The following is a 15958-nucleotide window of genomic DNA, read 5'->3' on the forward strand; positions in this document are numbered from 1 at the left end:
ACTGATCATGGATCGTGAGTTGAGCGAGCGTGCTGACGTCCTTGAGCAAAGGCTGCAGTCGTTGGGGCCGCACTAAGGACTTCGCAGTGGCTCTGTTGACGTACTAGTCAGTGGCTGGCTTGCCTCAATCTGGCACATCAGTGCGGAGGCTGCTGGCGATCGCCAGCAAGGCGCCTATCGATCGCTCGCTCAAGCTGAGATCATCGTCGCGCTCGTGCGCCAACTCGCGCCTGGTGTCAGCGGCAATGTCGACAATCCTGATTGCCTCGTCGGTGGAGAGCACGGCGCGTGCGATAAGGCCGTGAAGCAGGCTTTCAATGAGCAGCAACGCGGCTTCGCCCAAGCCTTGGTCGCCTGCATGCGGGTTCACGATATCGGCTCTTGGTGTCGCCTCTTCCATCACGTCCGTCGCGCTCCGCAAGCAGGCGAGAGTAAGCTGCTCCCAGCCGTCGGCGCCCATGCACGTGTCGACGATGGAACGATAATGGCAGGAATGGACCTATTTAGCCAGTCCTTTGTTGATCCTAATCAATAAAATCTAGCAATATTCATCAGCTAGGTATGCCAGTAGGCCTTTCTTGATGCAGAATCGGTTTATCGACAAGCTTGGCCATTACGTCGCGTTGAGCGAAGCGGAGGTCGACGCGCTGACGCGTGCGACGTCGACGTCTCGCAAAATAACCACGAAGACCGATCTGATCCGCGAGGGGGATCGGCCCGGACCCGTCTTCGTGATGCTCGAAGGTTGGGCGATGCGGTACAAGGTCCTGCCGAACGGCTCTCGTCAGATCATGGCGTTCTTGATGCCGGGCGACGCCTGCGACCTGCACATCGGCTTGCTTGCGCAGATGGATCACAGCATCCAGACGATCACTCCCGCCCGGGTCGCGACCATATCGCGCACGCACATGGATGAGCTGCTGGACAGATATCGCGGTATTGCGAAAGCGATGTACATCGCTCAGCTTGCGGACGAGGGAACGCTGCGTGCCTGGATCGTCAGCATGGGACGTCGCTCTAGCATCGAGCGTGTGGCGCATCTAATCTGTGAGTTGTTCGTACGTGCGCGCGGCGGGGATCTTACCTCAACGACCTTTGAAATTCCATTTTCTCAGATTATCCTCGCGGATGCGCTTGGCATGACACCGGTGCATATAAACCGCATGCTGCGCGAGCTACGGACGCGTGACATCATCAGCCTTCGTCGCGGGTCGATGTCCGTTATGAATCCGTCAGCTCTCGCCTCAGTCGCAGGCTTTGATGAAAATTATCTTCACCGCCGCGCGCGCTCACCCGCCTAGGGGCCCAAATCGCATTCGACGATTTCGGCACGGGCTTCGCTTCCCTCAACGTCCTTCAGAAGTTCCCGCTAACCAAGCTGATGCGGGCGATCTACGAGGTCAACGTGTTTGGCGCGATCCGGGCGACACAGCCCTTCCTGCCCCTGCTGAAAGCCTCTGCCGCCCCGCAAATTGTCATGATGTCTAGCAGCCTGGGTTCACTGGGGTGAGCGTCGGACTTCAACGCGCCGATGCGCTAGCCGTGCTGGTCGTGAACTCTGGCTTTGCCCTCACCGGCGATGCGCTTGAGCAAGATCCGGACGAAGTCGATCGCCTGTTCAGGGTCAACGTGCACGCCCCCTATCATGCCTCGGTCGAGGCAGCCCGGCACATGCCTGAAGGCGGGCGGATGATCGTGATCGGGTCGGTGAACGGCGACAGGATGCCCGTGCCTGGCATGGCTTCCTACGCGCTCAGCAAGTCGGCGTTGGAAGGCATGGCGCGCGGGCTGGCGCGCGATTTTGGCCCCCACGGAATTACGATCAACGTCGTGCAACCCGGCCCGATCAATACCGACGCGAACCCAGAGAGCGGGCCAATGAAGTACCTGATGCACGGCTTTATGGCGATCAAGCGCCACGGGCGGCCCGAGGAGATCGCAGGCTTGGTGGCATGGCTGGCCGGGCCAGCGGCTAGCTTCGTCACCGGCGCCATGCACACCATCGATGGTGCGTTCGGAGCCTGAGATCGCGTGGCCACCATCGGCATCATCGGCGCAGGCGAGGTGCGCAGCCACATGGCCCAACCATGAGTGGGACCTGTCCCGAGACCTGGCCGGCCTTCGAGGCTGGCCGGGTCCATCGCGTGGGACACATCTACCGCTGCTACGTAACCAACGCCGAAGCTGCCTGTAAGCCTAGATCACGCGGGGGCGAAGGATCCGCTCAGCGATCCCGCTCTTGGCGCTTCCTATCGGCCTTTCGAGCTCGGCTGATCGCGGCGGCATGCTCACGCGCCCGCTTCTCAGATGGCTTCTCGTAGTGGCGGCGCAGCTTCATCTCACGGTATATGCCCTCGCGCTGAAGCTTCTTCTTTAAAGCGCGAAGTGCTTGGTCGACGTTGTTGTCCCGAACGGTAATTAGCATACGGACTCTTTCCTGAGCTCTGATCGGCGCTGTTCGCGTCGTGCGTTACTCCGGGACGGACTGGCCGCCAAGAGGGCGGACGGTTGTCGAGCGCGTCTTCACCGCGCAGCGGCTCGGCAGGACCGCACATCCGCGAAGGCGACACGGTCATCCCGATCCGCGACTGGCTTTGCGACGCCTTGCAGCCTACAGCAACTAATCAACATCCAGCTCGCGCTCTATACGTCTCTTTTTCGCCTCGAACATGCGAGTGACAAAAGCCTTCAGGCCCTCTTTCGGGAAATTCGGGTTCGGCGCGCTGCCGCCCGTGCCGAGCAAGCCGCTCATGTTGAGATTGGCAAGCGTCTTTAGAATGCTAGACGCGCTCATGGTCGCGATGTGTCGCGGAATGCGGTCTTCAAGAACCTCGAGCTGATCGAGATGTTCTGCGAGGCTCAGGGCCGCGGCAGTGGACCTGCCAGTCTCCAGGCGATCATTGATGATGCGTTAAAGCTCGGACTGGCTGGCCTCAACGCTCTCCGTGCCACGGCGGACGTAGACGGCGCCTCGGCGGGCCTCCCCACTGCCGCTCTCCGCAACGAACGGCATGTGCTCGGAATCTGGCAATACGAGAACGAGCTGGAATTTCTTTCCCTGCAGGGCTCCGTAGTCCGAACTGTCGTAGGCGAAATCATGGATCGCCAGATCCTTTCGAAGCGCGTCAGGAACGAGGGCGTGCAGCTTCTTCGTTACGTCGACCTTATCCCTCATGGCGACGAGGCCGACCAGATCAAGGGTCATGTCCGCTCGCTCCCCAACGCCTATGACCAAGCAGCCGCCCCCACTGTTCCCGAGCGCCAGCACGTGTCGGACTAGTTTATCGTCCGACGGCCAATCCACCTTCAAGTCGAGGTTCGCGGCTTCGCCCGTGTTCTGCCTCAACAGCTACCTCACACTATCGCGCGTGGGATCCTGAAACACGTTGGCCAAGGCTTCCTTGAACCCGTGAATAGGCTTCTCTTCATCCGCCACGTCCATCTCCTGTCTGTTGTGGCTGTAGTGGAGAACGATCTCCTACTCTTCCAGCGTGTGCTTGAGCCTATTGCTCGCTGACTGCGGCGCCTACCCTTATCCTGAATGCAACCGTCAGCGGAAGCGCGGGACGAACACGATCATCAAGCCGCTGCACTGACGGGCATCTCATTCCACTCCCGGCCATCGAGCTCGCGGCCACCTGACTTGGGTCGTGGTCCGCCCCACTGCTTGAAGAAGAACGGGACCGCCTGGCGGGCGCATTCGTTCCTCACCTCACGAGCCCAGTCGATATGCATCGGACGGGCGCCCGGGCCACTCTCACCACCAGCGATGACCCAGTGGATGCCGCCGAGGTCCATCTCTCCGACGGCCCCAATCAGCGGCTCGAGCGACAGGAAGCGAACGGCAGCCGGCGCCTGGCGCAGATGATCGATGCGCGACCTGGCGGCGGCCTCCTCGACCGAAACCCCAAACCAGATGTGCGCCGGCGCAGAGTGCTCCGCGTAACGGCGCAACAGATAGTCGCGCATCAGCGAAGAACGCTTTGTCAACACCTGGAACACGTGCCAGTCAGCCCGCTCCATGGTGTCGAACACCTGATCCACGAACGCCGTCGGCACCTGCTTGTGGAACAGGTCGCTCATCGAGTTGACGAAGATCATGCGCGACCGCCGCCAGGCCAGCGGCTGCTCAAGCCGTTCGGATCGGAGCGTCAGGTCGAAGCCGCTCTCGAAGGGATGCCCGGGCACGCCCCGGAACCGCTCGGAGAAACGGGAGGCGTAGCAGTTGTCGCAGCCGGCCGTGATCTTGGTACATCCCGTCACGGGGTTCCAAGTCGCGTCCGTCCATTCGATCGCACTGCCGTCCGCCATCTCAAATCCCCACTCAGGAACAGCCTACAAACGGTGCCATATCGCGAATCACATCGCAAGGCGCTGGACAAGGCTCGTCGCCGAAGTCAAGTTATTGTTCGACGGCTGGAACTCACCGGTCGATGACGACCCGAGGTCAGCGACATGGCGACGATCGAGCGTGCCGAGCACCAGTTCGGAGGCGGATGGACCGAAATCAAGCTTGACGCCGTCTCGGACTACCTCAACTTCTACACCCAGGCGCTGAAGGCCAGACCTTCGCCCGACAACCCCTTCGAGACCTGGTATGTCGACGCCTTCGCCGGAACGGGTGATCGCACGATCGAGATCGACGATGGTGGGTTGTTCGCTCAACCTGACGCCACCATCGAGCGGTTGCGGCTCGACGGCTCTGCACGGCGGGCTATCGCCGTCGATCCGCCATTCCGCCACTTGGTCTTCATCGAGAAGGATCCCGGTCGCTTCGCCGCCCTGGAGGCCCTCAGAACCGAATTTCCACACCGCGACATCAGATGCGTCCCCGGCGACGCTAACGGCGAGCTCAAGAGCATCTTCGAGAACGGCCCGTGGCAGCAGCGTGGACGAACCACCCTGCAGCGAGCGGTCGTCTTCCTCGATCCCTACGGCATGTCCGTCCGCTGGGAGACGCTACGCTTCCTCGCCGAGACCGAGCGCGCCGACGTCTGGTATCTCTTTCCCCTTCACGCCGCCCTTCGCCAACTCAGCCACGACCACCGCATGCTCGATCCCGGCAAGCGGGCGGCCCTCGGCGAGATCTTCGGCACGGCCGATTGGGAGCAGCGTTTCTACCAGCAGCCGCAGGAGGCGCCAGCTGATCTCTTCGAGGCCGCCAACCGTGCCGGTCCGAAGCGGATCGCCAATGCCGGGAGCGTGGAGGAGTTCGCGGGGGAACGCCTCCGGACGATCTTCAGCTTCGTATCCCGCCCGATCCCTATCCTGACCCACCGCAAGCTCCAGCAGTTCTCCCTCTTCCTGCTCAGCGGCAACAAAAACCAGCGGGCCATCGACTTGATTGAGAAGGGCGTCGCGGCGCAGGTGAAGAAGTATGGTGGGCGGTGATCAAGCCGACCGTTGGTCGAAGCAGAAATATCCTCGCGGACGAAAGATCTGAAGTTGGACATGCAGCACGAGGAACGCCTCCGTCAGCAGCTAATGGACGGTTGGGCCAGAGGCACCGGTGATCCTTCGGCCACCGAGACGCAGACGAAGATTATCTCGCATCGGATGCGTGCTGACGAAGAGACGGCACGTTTCCATCTGCCTGCGATCCAAAAAATCGCCGATGGGCCGATGTTCGTCCCGACCGCGCTAATGATACTCCACGACTGCTATCGCCGCGGATGGGCTGTCGATGCCGATCCGGCAACCGCGCTTCGGCATCTTGAGGCCGCCGTCGCTGGTGGAAGCGAGAGCGCTCGCTGGTATCTCGCCACCTACCTTCTCGATGGCGACACGATGCGCTCGGTCCTCCCTCCCGACCCGCAGCGAGCACTGGGCATCCTTCGCAAACTGGAGCGCGGGGCAAAGGATGTGAGCGTCCGATCGCTGTCCCGCATGTCGGCGGCATCCTATCTGGTGCGACATGTCCCGATCCGCGAGCTCTCCGTGCAGGACCGGGAAATCGTCGATCAGTATGCCGACGATGAGGCTCAGGTCGCCAGCAGGGATTATCTGCCGCTCGCGCTCTTCTACGCTCAGGGCGCGGACGACACGGACTACTCGGGATACCAGTATCGTCGCTCGCGAGAACTTCTTCAGCGAGGTCTAAAATCACGAGTCGAATCTGTGAACCGCGCGTGCATGACCCAGCTTCAAACCTGGGGAGTTGCCCCCAAGCCAGCTCCAGTGCCGACCGCGACCGAGAAAGCCGTCAAAACGATCAAGGTCACTGGCATGCTCGGGGGCGTTGCTGCGGTGATGATTTTCTGGAGTTTCGTAGGCCTGTTCCTGCTCTCTGTGGCCGCGGCCATCAATGCGGTCATTGTTCCGATCGTGCTCATCGTCTTCGGGATAGCAGCGGTGCTAGCGTTTCTACGAAGGGGCTGAGATGCCAATCTCTACCCTGGGGAGCGCCGCAGCTTCATTAGCTTTGACAGCGCCCACTAAAATAATGAAGAACGCCGACGATCGCCGGCTCGAGCGCATGGAGTAGTGCGTCCCGACGCAGGTGCCCAGCAAGCGCGGAACGCTCGCGTGATTCCCTGCCTGCTCGCCATAACGCCCCGGCCCCCCGCTGGTCCGCTGATGATCCCGCAGCTCCGGCATATTGGCAATGCGTGCCGATCTTCTGTGAGGTTACGCCAGCCAGACAGCTGCGCGGACCGGTCGAATGTCTCGGGCCGATATGAACGAGTGACCGGAGTTGGGCAGCCGGCGGATGGGCCTGAGTGACCAGTTCTGGGTCGCTGCACACCAGCAGTCCAACCCTAATAGCGACGCCGGCAGCCGCTTTTGCCGTTGGCGGCTTAGCCTCGCCTATCCGGACGGCTTCCGTCGGCGAGAAAAGTTGGCCCGGCGTGGGGACACTGCCGGGCCAAGTCGGGAGGATGCAGCTCCAAGCTGCAGCTGTGCCCGTCAGCAGCCATCTTGATGGTTGACGGGCTAACGGATCTTGCTGCGACGAGCTGGCGATTGCTCCTTCCTAGTCCTTTCTGCGCGGCAAGCGGGCTGCTTTTCGCGCTCCTCAGAGTGCCCCGGCTCGCATCTGTCTAACGGCGAAACCGGCAGCTCGCGCGCTCATCGCCATGAACGTGAGGGACGGATTGACGCACGACGACGAGGCCATCTGCGCTCCGTCAGTGACGAAGAGATTGGACGCATCGTGCGCCTGGCTCCAGCCGTTCAGGACGGAAGCTCGTGGATCAGCCCCCATCCGCGCCCCTCCCATCTCGTGGATGCCGTCACCCGGAACGTGCTCCAGTCGCTCGCTCCTGACGTTCAGGACGCCAGCACCGCGCAGCATGGCCTCACCCTGCTCGCGTGCGTCGGTCATCATCTTCATCTCGTTGTCGCGGAAGGTGACGTTGAACTTCATGAGGGGAACCCCGAAGCGATCGACCTTTTCCGGGTGCAGCGATGCCCTGTTGTCCTCGTACGGCAGGCACTCCCCGTAGCCGCTCAGCCCGAAACGCCAACCATCGTACTGCCGCATCCCCTGCTTCATCGACGCGCCGAAGCCAACTGGCTTCGCGGGGTTGCGGGAGGCACGCCCCTGATAGGCGTAGCCTCGGCGGAACGGGACGCCGTCGTCGCCGGCGATGTTCCGGAAACGCGGTACGTAGACGCCCCCCGGCCGGCGCCCGTACTCGATGTACTCGGTCATGCCGGGGACATCGCCGCTGATGTTGACCCGGAAAATGTGATCCATGACGTACCGCCCGAGTGTCCCGCTCCGGTCAAAATGGCTCCTGCCGTCGGCTGCTCGACTGTTGAGCAGAATCTGGACGGAGGCCATCGCGGAGGCGCAGAGAAACACGAGCCGCGCCGCAATTACCTCGGCGTTCCCCGTCGTGGTGTCGACTACCCGAACACCGGTGACGCGCTTCGCAGCTGGATCGTACTCGAGGTTCGTGACCACCGCATCCGACCGAAGACTAAAGCGGCCTGTCGCCTGTGCTGCGGGGAGCGTCACCGCCTGACTGGAGAAATAGGCGCCGAACGAGCAGCCGCGGGCGCATTGCCATCTGTACTGGCACTTGCTCCGGTTCTGGTCGGGCTTGTCCTCGGTGATGTTACTCATGCGCGAGTGGATCAGCTTGCGGCCGGGAAAGGCTGCCTCGAGCCGCGGCTTCACCCACTCCTCAGCGATGTTCATCGATAGTGGCGGCATGAACTCGCTGTCGGGCAGCTCGCGCAGGTTCTCACGGGAGCCCGACACGCCGATGTAGCGCTCGACATAGCTGTACCATGGCGCAACGTCGTCGTAGCGGATCGGCCAGTCGATGCCGTGACCGTCACGCTTGTTCGCCTCGAAGTCGTGCGGAGCCCAACGGAACGTCCAGCGTCCCCAGATTAGCGACTTGCCGCCGACCGCGCCGGGGCGGATCCAGTAGAACTTGTCGCCTTCGTCAAAGGCGTAGGGGTTCAGCCGATCGTTGTTGTGGAGGTGCTGGTTGGCAGGCGAGACATAGCCGTGCGTGGCGATGAAATAGTCGCTCGCGACGAGCGGCGCGGGCATGTGATCGCGCGCCGGGATCTCGAACGGCGGCTTGCCGTCGTAGGTATAGTCGGTGCCATGCTCCACCATCCGGCCGCGATCGAGCATGAGCACGCGCAGACCCTTCTCGGTCAGCTCCTTTGCGGCCCAGCCACCGCTGACGCCGGATCCGACGACGATGGCGTCGAAGCGATCGGTCACCGCCACGTCAGGCCCCGGCCTGCCGCAGCAGCCGTCGAACGGTGCCGTAGCTCGTCGTGACGTCAGGCAGGTAGGGGGCAGGGCTGCGGTCATTCTCGACGTAGAAGTGCTGGACGCCGGCCGCTCGATTAAGCCTGAACAGCGTCGCATAGTCGAGCTTGCCGAGACCGACGCTGGTCATCGCGCCTGCGGCGGTCATGTCCTTGACGTGGTATGCGTAGATTCGACCTGGCACGCGGCGGACGATCGCCTCCGGTTCGCGCCCCGCTTTGATCGCCCAGAAGACATCGAGCTCCAGCTTGACGAGCGACGGGTCGCCGTTTGCGACGAGGTAGTCGAACAGAGGCATGCCGCCCGACTGGTCGGTGAACTCCCAGTCGTGGTTGTGGTAGGCGAAGCTCAGCCCCTGCGCCTGCAGCTCACTGGAGCGACCGTTCATGAGTTCGACCGCCTTCTTCCATCCCTCATCGGTTCGGGAGGCGGCGTCGACGCTGGCAAGGATCAGCGTGTCGGCGCCGAGCGCACGCGCCATTGTCACCGAGGCGGCGAAGTTCTCCCGAATGCCCTCGATGCCGACGTGGATCGATGGCGCGCGCAGACCCAGCCTGTCCATGGTCCGCCGAAGCATGGCGTGGTCCATGCGGTCGTACCCGCCGCCGCCATACTCGACCTCGCGATAGCCGATCCGCGCAACCTTCTCGAGCGTACCGACGGGGTCGGGCTCGAAGAGGGTCCGCAGAGTGTAGAGCTGCAGGCCGATCGCATGTTCGGCCCTCCGGGCGGCTGCCGGCGCGGCCGCAAGGGCGGTCGCGGCGCCGATGAAGGTGCGTCTGTCCATCATAGGTCGATCGTCCTCGCGGTCGAGGTTGGAAGGGGCCGGCATGCGGCCAATGGTCGCTCTCGCAGCCGACGCATCAGAAGCGAGCCCTGACACCCGCCGTGAAGCGGCGCTCGTAGATGTTCTGGTACATCGCCTGGTCCGGGAAGGTCAGATAGTAGCGCTCGGTCTCTCCGCTCAGGTTCGAGGCCTGGCCGTACAGCGTGATGTTGGGCAGCACGTCGTACGAGACGGACGCGTCGAGGTACTGAGTGGGGCGCTGGTATAGCGCGAGGCCGACGATGCCGTTGTAGTCGGACGAGACGAGGCGCTTAGAGCGATAGTTGTACGCGAGACGCGCCTGGAAACCGTACTTCTCGTACCAGAGCGCCGCGTTGATCTGGTGCTTCGAATTGTCCTGGAACGGCTGATCGTCACCCGCGAGATCGACCCGGCCGGTCCTTCCGAGCGAAAGCGTGTAGTTGGCGTCGAGGCCGAAGCCGCCGAGCGGTCCGTCCACGCCATAGTCGCCCAGCGACTGGCGCGCGGACAGCTCGATGCCCTTCAGCGTTCCGCCCGCACCCTGGACGACCGTGTTCACCGGGACCGTGCGGCGTATCACGCCGTCGTTGTCGGGCAGGTCGTCGCGGTTGATGGTGGCGTTCGCGATGAAGCTATCCACGCTGATGTAGAAGGCGCCGGCGGCGACAAGGCTAGAGCGACCGGTGTAATATTCGAGGCTGGCCTCGACATTGTCGGCGCGCCACGGGTCGAGCTGCGGGTTCCCCCGCGAGGTAGCGCCGTTTGCCGCGAAGATCGGCGGGTTGAAGGTCGTATCGATCGCGTAGTTGACGTTGAGCCCGCCACCCCATTGCGAGAAGTCGAGCAGCGTCATGGTCTTCGCGAACGCCGCGCGGGCACGGAGCTTGTCCGTCACGTCCAGCGCGATGTTGAACGCGGGCAGGATGTCGGTGAAGTCGCGGTCCGTGAAGATGTCGCCGGCGTCCACGCCGGAGACACCATAGGGCTGCGGTGCGCCGACGATATTCTGCCGAACCTTGAAGCGCGTGTTGACGACGCGGATGCCGCCGTTCGCCCGGAACGGCAGGCCGGCGAGCTCGCCCTCTCCGGCTACTTCGACGTACCCGGAGATCTGCCGCAGATCGATCGAGAACGAGTCCGCGGGGTTCACGTTCTCGCGGCTCCCAGGGTAGAGCGCCTCGTGGAAGGCCGCTGCGTCGTCCATAGCCTTGGGGTCAAGCACCCAGACCGTGGGCGTGCCCTTGGCCGGCAGCTTGACCTGCTTGAGGTTGTCCCGGAACGCGGGGTCGTTCAGCTGCCGCGTCAGCCCGGCCGTGTAGGCATTGCCCTGCGCGTCGAGTACCCGACACGCCGGGTTGTTCATGTTGACGTCGAACGCCTTCCACTTGATCAGGCAGCCCGCGGCAGGGTTCTGCGGATTGTCGGTGTTCCCGGCGTAGCGGGGCGACACCCGCTCGAACGAGAACTGGTCGACGCTCCGCTCCCCGTAACGACCGCCGGCCTTGATCCGCAGCTCGCTGCTGGGCTCCCACTCGAGATCACCGCGGAGTGCCCACAGGTCACCGTTCTGGCGAAGGTTGTTCTGCGAGGTAAGCGTCTTCAGGCCGTAGCGGGAGGCGTCCTGCGTCTGATCCAGGAACGTCTGCGGGAAGGTGTAGACCGGCAGCCCGCTGGTGTAGTCGATCGTCGCCTTCTGGCTGTAGACCCGGTAGCCGGTCGGGTTGAAGCGCCGGTCGCCACCGTCCGACGCCGGGTAGTTGCCGACTCCCTGATACGCCCACTGAAAGCCGTCGGTCAGGCTGAACTGCGCGTAGGACTGATCGAGCCGACGGGTCGCCTTGCCGTAGATGGCGCGCGCGGTGGCCTTGATGCCGTCGCCCTGCCAGTCGAGTTGGAGATTGTAGTTCTGCGATTCCGTCTTGATGCGGAACGTCTCGGAGTAGCTGTCGAAGTTGGGCTGGTCGTAGAGGTAGCTCTGGATTGTGTTCAGGTTAAACAGCCGCCGCTCGGTCTGGCCTCCGCCCAGGTTGACCACCTGCGAGACCTGCGCGCCGGTGTCGCGCGAGGCGGTCGGCACGAAGGGAGCGGTCTGCGAGTCCACCGGCTCGAACAGCGTGCCCGAGGTGCGATCATACTGTAGCTGCCGCGTGTAGAAGCCGTCGGCGGTCAGCCGCAGCGAGTCGTTGAACTGGTATTGGAACGACGCATTAGCGCCAAACCGCTGGCGGCTGGTGATGCGCGTCCAGGACGCGTGCGATCCGGGCGTCAGGTAGGTGTCGTTGGCATCGCCATCGCCGTTCAGGTCGTAGCCGAGCAGCGCTCCGCTGGCGTCGCGGACCGGAGTGCCCCGATTGACGCCGTTGTTGCCCACGGCGAAGTCGCCGGGAAGAGCGGGCGAGCCGTTGGCCGGGTCCCTTCCGAACTCGTTGCGTATGTTGACGCCCGCGTCCCGGATGCCCTGCAGGCTATTCGACAGATCCAGGTCGCTGTAGGCTGCCGATGCGAGGAAGCCGAAACGGCCGCTGTTGTACGACACGAGCCCGTTGAAGGACGGGTTCCACCGCTCGGTCCGGTCACCATACTGACCTTCCGCTGCTGCAGCGACCGTCAGGCCCTTCTTCAGGTCGAACGGCCGTCGCGTCAGCAGGTCGACCGTGCCGGACAGACCGGCCTGCTGAAGCGAGGCGGTCGGCGACTTGAAAACGGTCGCTCCCGAGAAGAGCTGCGACGGGATGTCGGTGAAGTTCGGTTGCACCGTGGTGACCGACGCAGCGCCGAGGAACTGCTCGCCGTTCAGCAGCGTCGTGACCTGGGGAAGTCCGCGGATGTTGACCGAGGCGCCCTCGCCGGCGTCGCGCCTGATCTGGACCCCCGGCACGCGCTGGAGAGAGTCGGAAATCGTCACGTCCGGCAGCTTGCCGATGTCCTGCGCGCTGATCGCCTCGACGACGCTGTCAGCGTTCCGCTTCACCTCGATCGATCGAGCCTGCGAAGCGCGGATGCCGGTGACGACGATGTCGGCGACGGGCTCGTCCTCCACGACGCTACCGACCTGCTCCGCAGGCGCCGCAATCGGGGCTGCGGGTGCGGAAGCCGTGGCGGCAGGTACCTGCTGACTGATGCGCAGGGCGACGGTGCGCCGCGGCGCGCCGCGAATGACGAAGGTGTTATGCCCCGCCGACGTGGCGGTCAGCCCGCTTCCGGCAAGTACTCGCTCAAGCGCCTCGGCAGGAGCAGCAGGCGAGGCCGGCAGCCGTGACATCTTGCCGGCGACATCGTCGTCGGCGAACAGGATCTGCAGGCCATTCTGCCGTGCCAACTGCTTCAGGATCATGCCGAGCGGAGCGAGAGACTGAGTCGACGTACTGGTCGTCTGTGCGGATACCGTGTTCGTTCCGGCAATGACGATCGCCGAAGCGGTTACGAGCAACCGCACTGCATTGCGCCTCATGATCTATCCCCTCCCACAGGCCTCCCGCGGTTGCGGATCGACCAGGCCGTGCGCCGTTGCGCCTGACATGTTTGACGGGCCACGTGAGCCAACCCGCAATCGCTGCCATAAAAATAATTGATCTTACGATATCCGTTGACAGCCGGCGGATTGCCGTGGTCCGTCCGCGAAAACACAACGAGAGAGGACGTCTGTGGCGAAGGCGCCGACAGCACGCGAGATGGCGACGGCGTCGTTCGGGGAACGCGGCCTGTACAAGCGCCTGCTCGCGTCCGTCCGTCGAAAGATGGGCGCGCAGGACGCGGAGGACGTCGTCCAGGACGCGTACGTGCGGCTCGCCAGCGCGAGCGAACGTGCACCGATCCGAGACGAGGGCGCGTTCCTGCACACCGTCGCGACAAACCTCGTGCGCGATCGTGGGCGCGCCGCCCTCACGAGGGCCATGTACGCCGGCGACATGGACGAGAACGTGGCCATCGACGATCCCGACGCATGGCAGGTGCTCTCCTCCCGTCAGCAGCTTGCTGTGCTGGAGAAGGCGCTAAAGGAGCTGCCCGAGAAGCGTAGGGCCGCACTGGTCCTCTTTCGCTTTGATGGCCGATCGCACGCCGAGATTGCGGAAATGCTCGGCCTGTCCGTCTCTATGGTTGAGAAGCACATCCGGGCCGCTCTGGAGCACTGCCGCCGACGGATGCGCGAAGCGAATGGCGGCCAGCGATGAGCACAGGACCTGTGGACAACGAACCCATTTGGCACGCGCTCGAAGGCCTGCGCGGGAGCGCGGTCGTCCGTGAAGCACGCGAGTACGCCGCTGCGGAGCAGATCAGGCTCCGCCGTGCAGCAAGGTGGCGACACGCTGCCGTGAACCGATGGTCGCTGGGCGGCGCGCTTGCCGCAGCGGCTGCCGTGGCGGTCCTCATGCTGCAGCCGAGCACCGAGACGTACGAGACCCAAGTGGGACAGATGCGCCAGGTGGCACTCGCCGACGGTAGCGTGGTGCGGCTGAATACCGGTACCGCGGTGCGCGTTAGGCTCGGCTGGTTCGGACGCGAGCTGGACCTGGTCAGGGGTGAGGCGCAGTTCAGCGTGGCGCATGACGCGTCCAGACCGTTCCGGGTCACGGCGCACAGGATGAGCGTGACCGCGCTCGGCACTGCGTTCGACGTGGTGGCCCTGCCTGGCCGAACGGCCGTTACGCTGATGCACGGGAAGGTGCTCGTCGAGGCTGCGGATGACCGCCGCGAGCAGGACAGGCGACTTACGGCTCCTGGGGAGCAGGTCAGGCTCGCAGGAGGGTCGCTGAGCAGGCCGGTCCGCGTGCGCCTGGATGCCGCGCTGGCGTGGCAGCGCCGGCTCGTCGACCTGAGCGGGCTGACGCTCTTCGACGCGCTTGCCGAGGTCAACCGCTATTCGGCCACCAAGATCGTCGTGGCAGAGCCCGAGCTGCAGCACGCTCAGATCAGCGGCGTCTTCCGCGCCGGAGACGTCGACGCCGTGAGCGCGGCGCTGAGCACCTACTTCGATCTGCAGGTGCTCAGGCGCGACGCGAGCCAGGTGGTCCTTGGCCGACGCTCTGCCGCCGTTGCCGGCGGCAAGCAAATCGCGAGCTGACGCCGCGCCGGCCAGATTCAACAAGAAAGGAGCGGGCATGACCTTGACGGCAGACGGGCTAGGGCGCCGATCGGTGCTGACCGCGATGGCCTCGCTTCCACTGCTGGCCTCTGCACGCGTCCTCGCCGCGGAGTCACGAGGGACTGCGGGTATCGGCCCCAACTTCCAACGCGTCGCTGGGGCCCAGCCGATCCTCCGTCCCGATCCGTCGGCTGTGTTCCACTGTCCGATGCGCGACGCCCCGATACGATGGCGAGCGCTGCACACCTTCAACCCTGCAGCGATCGTAATGGATGATGCGGTGTACGTCATTTTCCGGGCGGAAGACGACACAGGTATCATGAAGGTCGGAGGGCACACTTCAAGGCTGGGTCTCGCGCGAAGCGTAGATGGGCTGACGTTCGAGGCGCTGCCAAGCCCGGTGCTATTTCCGACGAAGGACGATCAGCGCGAAGCCGAATGGGATGGCGGGTGCGAGGATCCGCGGCTGGCGGCACGTGACGACGGCACCTTCGTCTGCACCTATACTCAGTTCAACCGTCGAACGACGCGCATCGGCGTCGCGACGTCGCGCGATCTTATGTTCTGGCACAAGCATGGGTCTGCCTTCACGGGCACGAGGTACGAGGATTTCCGAACCAAGTCGGCCGCCGTCGTCCACGAGGTGCGGGACGGCCGCATGGTCGCTGTGCGTCTGAACGGCCGATACTGGATGCTGTTTGGCGAGGGAGCGATCCACGCCGCCCATTCCGACGATCTCGTCCGCTGGACTCCGCTTGAGGCGTCGCCAGGCGTGCTGAAGATTGTCATGGCGCCACGCAAGGGACGGTTTGACAGTTCGTTAGCCGAGGTAGGGCCGCCGCCCATACTCACCGAGGCTGGCATCGTCGTGCTTTACAACGGCAGGAACGCGCGTGAGGGCGGCGACCGATCCCGGTCGCCCTTCGAGTACGCCGGAGGCATGGCGGTGCTTGATCCCGCCGACCTGACACACGTGCTGTCGCGGGCCGACGAGCCGTTCTTTAGCCCCGCTTTGCCATGGGAGCGCACCGGCCAGTATCAGGCAGGCACCACCTTCATTGAGGGTCTGGTGCCGTTCAGAGGCGAGTGGTTCCTCTACTACGGCTCGGCGGACTCGCTGGTGGGGGTTGCACGAGCACGAGCGATTTGATCAGCCGCGTTGCCTGATGGCGCCGACGCCCGTTGGGCCTCAAGTCTCAAGATGAACATGGGGTAATCGCGGGAGCGAGCTACCTCAATCAGCGATGACGTGGAGGAAGGTGGCTGTTCCCCGGTAGATGAAGGTGCGGGCTCACGACTGGCAGCCGGGCCCATACATCGGAACGGA

At 63.9% G+C, this 15958-nt stretch carries 14 protein-coding genes and 1 pseudogene; 7 read left to right on the plus strand and 8 right to left on the minus strand.

The genetic code is table 11. The annotated features are described in order from the left end of the window. Positions 1-124: 124 nt before the first annotated feature. Entirely contained in the window at positions 125-460 is a 336-nt protein-coding gene (locus QBJ89_RS14320; protein ID WP_277981151.1) for a hypothetical protein, read from the minus strand. Between the two features lie 121 nt (positions 461-581). On the opposite strand from QBJ89_RS14320, the gene QBJ89_RS14325 reads away from it, so the two are divergent. Together QBJ89_RS14325 and QBJ89_RS14330 are read left to right on the plus strand one after the other, a co-directional pair. Continuing rightward, positions 582-1301: a Crp/Fnr family transcriptional regulator gene (locus tag QBJ89_RS14325; protein ID WP_277981152.1), complete on the plus strand. Its 720-nt coding sequence runs from the start codon at positions 582-584 to the stop codon at positions 1299-1301. Between the two features lie 232 nt (positions 1302-1533). Beyond that, a pseudogene (locus QBJ89_RS14330) lies at positions 1534-2025 on the plus strand (SDR family oxidoreductase); the annotation flags it as partial. A 199-nt stretch (positions 2026-2224) separates the two neighbouring features. Here QBJ89_RS14330 and rpsU read toward each other — a convergent pair. The 4 genes from rpsU to QBJ89_RS14350 form a co-directional block, all read right to left on the minus strand. Next, positions 2225-2425, minus strand: coding sequence for a 30S ribosomal protein S21 (gene rpsU, locus QBJ89_RS14335; protein ID WP_277981154.1), 201 nt, complete (start codon positions 2423-2425; stop codon positions 2225-2227). 195 nt (positions 2426-2620) lie between these two features. Next, the gene (locus tag QBJ89_RS14340) at positions 2621-2794 is read right to left on the minus strand and encodes a hypothetical protein (RefSeq protein ID WP_277981155.1); all 174 of its coding nucleotides are present in this window, start codon (positions 2792-2794) and stop codon (positions 2621-2623) included. A gap of 117 nt (positions 2795-2911) precedes the next feature. Continuing rightward, a complete protein-coding gene (locus QBJ89_RS14345) occupies positions 2912-3346 on the minus strand; it encodes an AlbA family DNA-binding domain-containing protein (RefSeq protein WP_277981156.1) in 435 nt (144 codons plus the stop codon). A 233-nt stretch (positions 3347-3579) separates the two neighbouring features. Beyond that, positions 3580-4311 carry a DUF5131 family protein gene (locus tag QBJ89_RS14350; RefSeq protein ID WP_277981157.1) on the minus strand — a complete coding sequence of 244 codons (732 nt, stop codon included), beginning with the start codon at positions 4309-4311 and terminating at the stop codon, positions 3580-3582. A 144-nt stretch (positions 4312-4455) separates the two neighbouring features. On the opposite strand from QBJ89_RS14350, the gene tcmP reads away from it, so the two are divergent. Then, positions 4456-5391 carry a three-Cys-motif partner protein TcmP gene (gene tcmP, locus QBJ89_RS14355; RefSeq protein ID WP_277981158.1) on the plus strand — a complete coding sequence of 312 codons (936 nt, stop codon included), beginning with the start codon at positions 4456-4458 and terminating at the stop codon, positions 5389-5391. 54 nt (positions 5392-5445) lie between these two features. Then, positions 5446-6378, plus strand: a complete 933-nt coding sequence (locus QBJ89_RS14360; protein WP_277981159.1) for a hypothetical protein — start codon at positions 5446-5448, stop codon at positions 6376-6378. A gap of 637 nt (positions 6379-7015) precedes the next feature. Here the strand turns inward: QBJ89_RS14360 and QBJ89_RS14365 are convergent. From QBJ89_RS14365 to QBJ89_RS14375, 3 genes are all read right to left on the minus strand, one after another. Continuing rightward, entirely contained in the window at positions 7016-8695 is a 1680-nt protein-coding gene (locus QBJ89_RS14365; protein WP_277981160.1) for a GMC oxidoreductase, read from the minus strand. A 1-nt stretch (position 8696) separates the two neighbouring features. Continuing rightward, a complete protein-coding gene (locus QBJ89_RS14370) occupies positions 8697-9527 on the minus strand; it encodes a sugar phosphate isomerase/epimerase family protein (protein WP_277981161.1) in 831 nt (276 codons plus the stop codon). A 76-nt stretch (positions 9528-9603) separates the two neighbouring features. Further along, on the minus strand, positions 9604-12999 hold the full coding sequence (locus tag QBJ89_RS14375; RefSeq protein WP_277981162.1) for a TonB-dependent receptor: 3396 nt from the start codon (positions 12997-12999) through the stop codon (positions 9604-9606). Between the two features lie 193 nt (positions 13000-13192). Between QBJ89_RS14375 and QBJ89_RS14380 the strand changes: the two genes are divergently transcribed. The 3 genes from QBJ89_RS14380 to QBJ89_RS14390 are packed head-to-tail and all read left to right on the plus strand — an operon-like array spanning position 13193 to position 15781. Then, positions 13193-13720 (plus strand): sigma-70 family RNA polymerase sigma factor, encoded by a 528-nt coding sequence (locus tag QBJ89_RS14380; protein ID WP_277981163.1) that lies wholly within the window; start codon positions 13193-13195, stop codon positions 13718-13720. Positions 13721-13731: 11 nt separating this feature from the next. Next, a complete protein-coding gene (locus tag QBJ89_RS14385) occupies positions 13732-14610 on the plus strand; it encodes a FecR family protein (protein WP_277981164.1) in 879 nt (292 codons plus the stop codon). A 37-nt stretch (positions 14611-14647) separates the two neighbouring features. Beyond that, the gene (locus QBJ89_RS14390; RefSeq protein ID WP_277981165.1) at positions 14648-15781 is read left to right on the plus strand and encodes a glycoside hydrolase family 130 protein; all 1134 of its coding nucleotides are present in this window, start codon (positions 14648-14650) and stop codon (positions 15779-15781) included. The last annotated feature ends 177 nt before the right edge of the window (positions 15782-15958 follow it).

The sequence above is a fragment of the Sphingomonas phyllosphaerae genome (assembly GCF_029623345.1).
GTDB lineage: Bacteria > Pseudomonadota > Alphaproteobacteria > Sphingomonadales > Sphingomonadaceae > Sphingomonas > Sphingomonas phyllosphaerae_C.